At 70.0% G+C, this 5,486-nt stretch carries 6 protein-coding genes and 1 other RNA gene; 2 read left to right on the top strand and 5 right to left on the bottom strand.

The window, feature by feature from the left end; all coding sequences use genetic code 11:
• Nucleotides 1-20: 20 nt before the first annotated feature.
• Nucleotides 21-818, top strand: a complete 798-nt coding sequence (locus tag ACOV8S_RS18570) for an ABC transporter permease (RefSeq protein WP_448318938.1) — start codon at nucleotides 21-23, stop codon at nucleotides 816-818.
• 192 nt (nucleotides 819-1,010) lie between these two features.
• Here ACOV8S_RS18570 and ssrA read toward each other — a convergent pair.
• The 5 genes from ssrA to ftsE form a co-directional block, all read right to left on the bottom strand.
• Nucleotides 1,011-1,410, bottom strand: a transfer-messenger RNA (tmRNA) gene (gene ssrA, locus ACOV8S_RS18565).
• Nucleotides 1,411-1,535: 125 nt separating this feature from the next.
• Nucleotides 1,536-2,015: an SsrA-binding protein SmpB gene (gene smpB / locus ACOV8S_RS18560; protein WP_351117725.1), complete on the bottom strand. Its 480-nt coding sequence runs from the start codon at nucleotides 2,013-2,015 to the stop codon at nucleotides 1,536-1,538.
• Nucleotides 2,016-2,034: 19 nt separating this feature from the next.
• On the bottom strand, nucleotides 2,035-3,228 hold the full coding sequence (locus ACOV8S_RS18555) for a S41 family peptidase (protein WP_448318937.1): 1,194 nt from the start codon (nucleotides 3,226-3,228) through the stop codon (nucleotides 2,035-2,037).
• Nucleotides 3,229-3,296: 68 nt separating this feature from the next.
• A complete protein-coding gene (gene ftsX, locus ACOV8S_RS18550; protein ID WP_448318936.1) occupies nucleotides 3,297-4,214 on the bottom strand; it encodes a permease-like cell division protein FtsX in 918 nt (305 codons plus the stop codon).
• A 31-nt stretch (nucleotides 4,215-4,245) separates the two neighbouring features.
• Nucleotides 4,246-4,935 carry a cell division ATP-binding protein FtsE gene (gene ftsE / locus ACOV8S_RS18545; RefSeq protein ID WP_351117699.1) on the bottom strand — a complete coding sequence of 230 codons (690 nt, stop codon included), beginning with the start codon at nucleotides 4,933-4,935 and terminating at the stop codon, nucleotides 4,246-4,248.
• 279 nt (nucleotides 4,936-5,214) lie between these two features.
• Between ftsE and ACOV8S_RS18540 the strand changes: the two genes are divergently transcribed.
• Complete coding sequence (locus tag ACOV8S_RS18540; RefSeq protein WP_351117698.1) at nucleotides 5,215-5,397, top strand: hypothetical protein; 183 nt, start codon at nucleotides 5,215-5,217, stop codon at nucleotides 5,395-5,397.
• The last annotated feature ends 89 nt before the right edge of the window (nucleotides 5,398-5,486 follow it).

Genomic DNA, 5,486 nt, shown 5'->3' with positions numbered 1-5,486 from the left:
ACCGACAAGGAGACCGCGCGATGAGCAGCACCCTCTCCCTCGCCCTCCGCGACAGCGGAACCATGCTCCGCCGCAACCTCCTCCACGCCCGCCGCTACCCCTCCCTCACCCTCAACCTCCTGCTCACCCCGATCATGCTGCTCCTGCTCTTCGTCTACATCTTCGGCGAGACCATGAGCGCAGGCGTGGGCGGCAGCGGGGACGGGCGGGCGGCCTACATCGCCTACATCGTGCCGGGGCTGCTGCTGATGACCATCGGCTCCACCACGATCGGCACCGCGGTCTCGGTCGCCACCGACATGTCGGAGGGCATCATCGCCCGGTTCCGCACCATGGCGATCCACCGCGGCTCGGTGATCGTGGGGCACGTGATCGGCAGCGTCCTGCAGTCGGTGGCCAGCGTGGTCCTTGTCGGCGCGGTCGCCGTCCTGATCGGCTTCCGCTCCACCGACGCCACCGTCCTGGAGTGGCTGGCGGCCCTCGGCCTGCTGATCCTCTTCGCCACCGCGCTCACCTGGATCGCGGTCGGCATGGGCCTGATCAGCCCGAACGCGGAGGCTGCCAGCAACACCGCGATGCCGCTGATCCTGCTCCCGCTCCTGTCCAGCGCGTTCGTCCCGGTGGACACCATGCCGGGCTGGTTCCAGCCGATCGCCGAGTACCAGCCCTTCACCCCGGCCATCGAGACCCTGCGCGGCCTGCTCCTCGGCACCGAGATCGGCCACAACGGCTGGCTCGCCATCGCCTGGTGCGCCGGCCTCGCGGTCCTCGGCTACTTCTGGGCCACCGCGAAGTTCAACGCCGACCCCCAGCGGTGAACCCCGGCCGCACCCAGGGCGGCGCCCCCGACACCACGTCGGGGGCGCCGCCCTTTCCGCACCCCTCACGCCGACCTGGACGTGCGGATCCGCAGCGGCCCGCCCGGCCAGGGGCAACGTGCCGCCGGCCGGGCGGGCCGGAACGCACGAAAGCCCCCGACCGTGTCCGGTCGAGGGCCTCGCTCATGGGGTTGGTGGAGATGGCGGGAATCGAACCCGCGTCCAACGGTGCAGAATCAGGGCTTCTCCGTGTGCAGTCCGCTTCGCTTTTCTCAGCCCCGGAGATCACGCGGACAAGTCTCCGACGGGCTCAGTCACTGTTTGGTTTCCCTCTTCACCCCGTGACCGGGATCAAGGTTTAGTCCCCTAGCTGATGCCAGGATCCGGGTCGGGAACACCCCCGGGCTGACACTCCCTTAAGTAGAGAGCTGCGTCACGCTACCTGGATCAGGCGGCGAGAGCGAGCTGGCTCTGGGAGATATCGCGCTTGGAATTGGCGATTATTTTTTCGGCCTGTGGTTTACGAGATCATGGCCGCTTCCTCGACACGCTTCCCCTGCTTCGACAGCCGCTGTCGAAACCGATCATCCCCATGTGGTGTTGTCAATCCTCGCCCCCCGCGTGGGGAGGCAAGTGCCATCGTACTGAGCAACGCCGCCGGACGCCACCTTGTTCCCCGCGGGGCGGCGCCGACGCCGTGCCGCGAGGAGATCCAGGTCACGCCCGCTGCTTGCGGCGCACCGCCGAGATCGCCCGCTCCGTCTCGCGGCGGTCCTGCTTCTCCCGCAGCGTCTGGCGCTTGTCGTACTCCTTCTTGCCCTTGGCCAGCGCGATCTCGACCTTCGCCCGGCCGTCCTTGAAGTAGAGGGCGAGCGGCACGATCGTGTGACCGGTCTCCTGCGACTTCGCGGAGAGCTTGTCGATCTCCTCCCGGTGCAGCAGCAGCTTGCGCTTGCGGCGCGCCGAGTGGTTGGTCCAGGTGCCCTGGCTGTACTCGGGCACGTGCACGTTGTGCAGCCACGCCTCGCCGCCGTCGAGCTGGACGAAGCCGTCGACCAGGGACGCCCGCCCCTGGCGCAGCGACTTCACCTCCGTCCCGGTCAGGACCAGGCCGGCCTCGTAGGTGTCGATGACGAGATAGTCGTGCCGCGCCTTCTTGTTCTGCGCGATGAGCTTGCGCCCTTTTTCCTTGGCCATAGTGCCGCCCATTTTGGCACTAGGAGGGGCCCCCGAGGCCAGTCAATACCTTCTCGGCCCGCTGCTCGGCGTTCTGCCCGGCCGCCAGGTCGGGCACGATGCCCTCGCCGTCCACGCCGCGGCCCGAGGGCGTGCGGTAGTGGCCCACGGTCAGCTCGGCCACCGAGCCGCCGGGCAGCTCGGTGGGCATCTGCACGGCGCCCTTGCCGAAGGTGCGGGAGCCGACGACCACCGCGCGCCCCCGGTCCTGCAGGGCCCCGGTGACCATCTCGGCGGCGCTCATGGTCCCGGAGTCGACCAGCACCACCAGCGGACGCGAGGTGCTGCCGCCGCGCTCGGCGTGGAGGGCCCGCTGTTCGCCCCGCAGGTCGTAGGTGGCGACCAGGCCTCCGTCGAGGAAGGCGGAGGCGGCGTCCACGGCCTCGGTGACCAGGCCGCCGGAGTTGCCGCGCAGGTCGAGCAGTATGCCGCCGGGGGACCCCGCGGCGGCCGCGCGGACCTTGTCGCCGGCGCCCTTGGTGAAGGCGCTCACCTTGATCAGCGTCGCCCCGCCGGCGGTCCGCCGCACGGTGACCGGGTCGATGGACAGGCGGGCCCGGCGCAGCGTCTCGGTCCACCGCCGCCCGTCACGCTCGAGTCCCACCCGCAGCGTGCTGCCGGCGTCCTGCGGCTCCTCACCGGGCGTGGCGCCGCGCAGCCGGGCCAGCACCTCGGTGACCGGCACCTCCGCCGTGGGCCTGCCGTCGACCGCCAGGACCCGGTCCCCGGCGCGCAGCCCGGCCCGGTCGGCGGGCGACCCGTCGCGGACCCGGGTGAGCGTGACGTCGCCGTCCCGCTCCCGGGCCGCCCAGACGCCGATGCCGGTGTAGCGGCCGTCCAGCGCCTCCTCGAACTCCTGGTACTCCCCCGGCGTGTACACGGCGCCCCAGCGGTCCCCGCTGCGGCTGACGGCGCGCTCCGCGGCCTCCTCGGGGGACTTGCCGTCGACCAGCGCCTCGGCGGCGGCCTCCCGGGCCGCGGCGGCGGCGTCGCCCTGCGGGGACCCGAGGTCCCCGATCCGGGTGGCGGCCTGCGCCTCGCCCTGCCCGTCGGAGAAGGCCCCGCCGGCCGCGGACGTCACCAGGACGCCCGCGAGGGCCAGCGACGTCAGGGCCGCCCCGCGACGAATGGGGCGGGTGGTGCGGGTCTGACAGAACGGGTCGGGGCCTGACATGAGGGGGAGTCTAGGACAACGCAGGAGGGCCGCAGGGGCGGTTGCTCCTGCGGCCCTCTTGGGATGCGTCACACCTTCAGGTACTTGCGCAGAGCGAAGAAGGCCGCCAGCGCGGGCATCAGGAAGCTGATGGCGAGGATCAGCGGAAGCTTCGTCAGGAGGGCGTCCCAGCCGACGAAGTTGATCAGCGTGAGCCGCTCGGAGAGCGCCATGCCGCTGTCGATGGTGAAGAACCGGCCGAGTACCAGGAAGACGCAGGCGAGCGCGCCGCCGATGAGGCCGGCGACCGCGGCCTCCATGATGAACGGCGCCTGGATGTAGAAGCCGGAGGCGCCGACCAGGCGCATGATCCCGGTCTCCCGGCGGCGGCTGAACGCCGAGACGCGCACCGTGTTGACGATCAGCAGCATCGCCACGATCAGCATGACCGCCATCAGCGCCAGCGCGGCCGTGGAGAGCATGCCGAGCATGGTGAAGAGGTTGTCCAGGATGCCCTTCTGGTCCTGCACCGACTGCACGCCCTCACGGCCGTCGAAGGCCGTGGCGATGACCTCGTACTTCTCCGGGTCCGTCAGCTTGATGCGGTAGGACTCCTGCATCTGGTCCGGCGTGAGGGTGGCCGCCAGCGGGGAGTCGCCGAACTGCTCCTTGTAGTGCTTGTACGCGTCGTCCTGTGACTCGTGCACCACGGCGTCGACGATCTTCATCTCGTCGAGGTCGGCGACGATCTGCTTCTTCTGGTCGGCGGTGACGGCGCCCTTGGCGCAGTTCGGGTCCGACTCGGCGTCGCTCTTGTTGCAGAGGAAGATCGAGACGTTGACCTTGTCGTACCAGTAGCCCTTCATGGCGCTCACCTGGTCGCGCAGCAGGATGGCCCCGCCGAGCAGGGTGAGCGAGAGGGCGACGGACACGACGACCGCGAAGGTCATCGTGAGGTTGCGGCGGAGACCCACACGGATCTCCGACATGACGAACTGAAGCCGCATGGCTGTTGTCAGGCCTTTCCGTGGACGGGGATCAGTGCTGGTATCCGTAGACGCCGCGTGCCTGGTCGCGCACGAGGCGGCCCTTCTCCAGCTCGATGACGCGCTTGCGCATCTGGTCCACGATGTTCTGGTCGTGCGTCGCCATGACCACGGTGGTGCCCGTCCGGTTGATCCGGTCGAGCAGCTTCATGATGCCGACGGAGGTCTGCGGGTCCAGGTTGCCGGTGGGCTCGTCGCAGATGAGCAGCTTGGGCCGGTTGACGAAGGCCCTGGCGATCGCCACACGCTGCTGCTCACCGCCGGACAGCTCGCCCGGCATGCGCTCCTCCTTGCCGCCCAGACCGACCAGGTCGAGCACCTGGGGGACGGACTTGCGGATCTCGCCGCGGGACTTGCCGATCACCTCCTGCGCGAAGGCGACGTTCTCGCCGACCGTCTTGTTCGGCAGGAGACGGAAGTCCTGGAACACGTTCCCCAGCTGGCGGCGCATCTGGGGCACCTTCCAGTTGGAGAGCCGTGCGAGGTCCTTGCCCAGCACGTGGACCTGTCCCTGGGTGGCCCGCTCCTCGCGGAGGACCAGCCTCAGGAAGGTGGACTTTCCGGAGCCGGAGGAGCCCACCAGGAACACGAACTCGCCGCGCTCGACCTCGAGGGTGATGTCCCTCAGGGCGGGGCGGTTCTGCTTGGGGTAGACCTTGGTGACGTTGTCGAATCGGATCACGGAAACACCACGAGTCGCCGGGGGTAGATGTGCGTGACCATACGCGAATGCGGGTACCGGCCGCAGTCGCCGGACCTGGTTGCGCGCGCCTTGCCCCTTTTGTCGTCGCTTTGGTGGGGGTACCTCCCCCGGGTCGGGCCGAGCTGGGGAAGGTTTGTGGAAGGGATGCGGGGGTAGTGGCAGCGCCCTCTCGCCCCGGACCTGGCACAGTGGAAGAGGGAACAGCATCGTTCCCGTGAACGTTGGGCAAGGCGGAAGCGGTGCGAGGAGGGCGAGCGCATGACCTATGACCGATTGGTGTGCGCCAACTGCGCGGCGCCGGTCGCCGAGGGGCGCTGCCCCGTCTGCCGCGCCAACCGCGAGCGGATGCAGCAGCAACAGCCGTTCGGCGGGTTGACGCCGGGGGCGCTGCTGGTCCTCCTGGTGGTGCTGGCCACGGCGGCGGCCCTGCTGGCGCGCTGAGAGGGCCTTCGGGGCCCCGCACGCCCGGCGTGCGCGGGAGCCGGGACGGTTCCCTGGAGCGGACGACAAGGGGCGGGGCGGTACGGCTG

Source organism: Streptomyces sp. CO7 (genome assembly GCF_053474865.1).
This window is presented reverse-complemented; position numbering and strand designations above follow the sequence as displayed.

Excerpts from the sequence above, each read along its gene's own strand:
- ACOV8S_RS18570 (WP_448318938.1), top strand. The coding sequence starts at position 21 with ATGAGCAGCACCCTCTCCCTCGCCCTCCGCGACAGCGGAACCATGCTC.
- smpB (WP_351117725.1), bottom strand. The coding sequence starts at position 2,015 with ATGGCCAAGGAAAAAGGGCGCAAGCTCATCGCGCAGAACAAGAAGGCG.
- ACOV8S_RS18555 (WP_448318937.1), bottom strand. The coding sequence starts at position 3,228 with ATGTCAGGCCCCGACCCGTTCTGTCAGACCCGCACCACCCGCCCCATT.
- ftsX (WP_448318936.1), bottom strand. The coding sequence starts at position 4,214 with ATGCGGCTTCAGTTCGTCATGTCGGAGATCCGTGTGGGTCTCCGCCGC.
- ACOV8S_RS18540 (WP_351117698.1), top strand. The coding sequence starts at position 5,215 with ATGACCTATGACCGATTGGTGTGCGCCAACTGCGCGGCGCCGGTCGCC.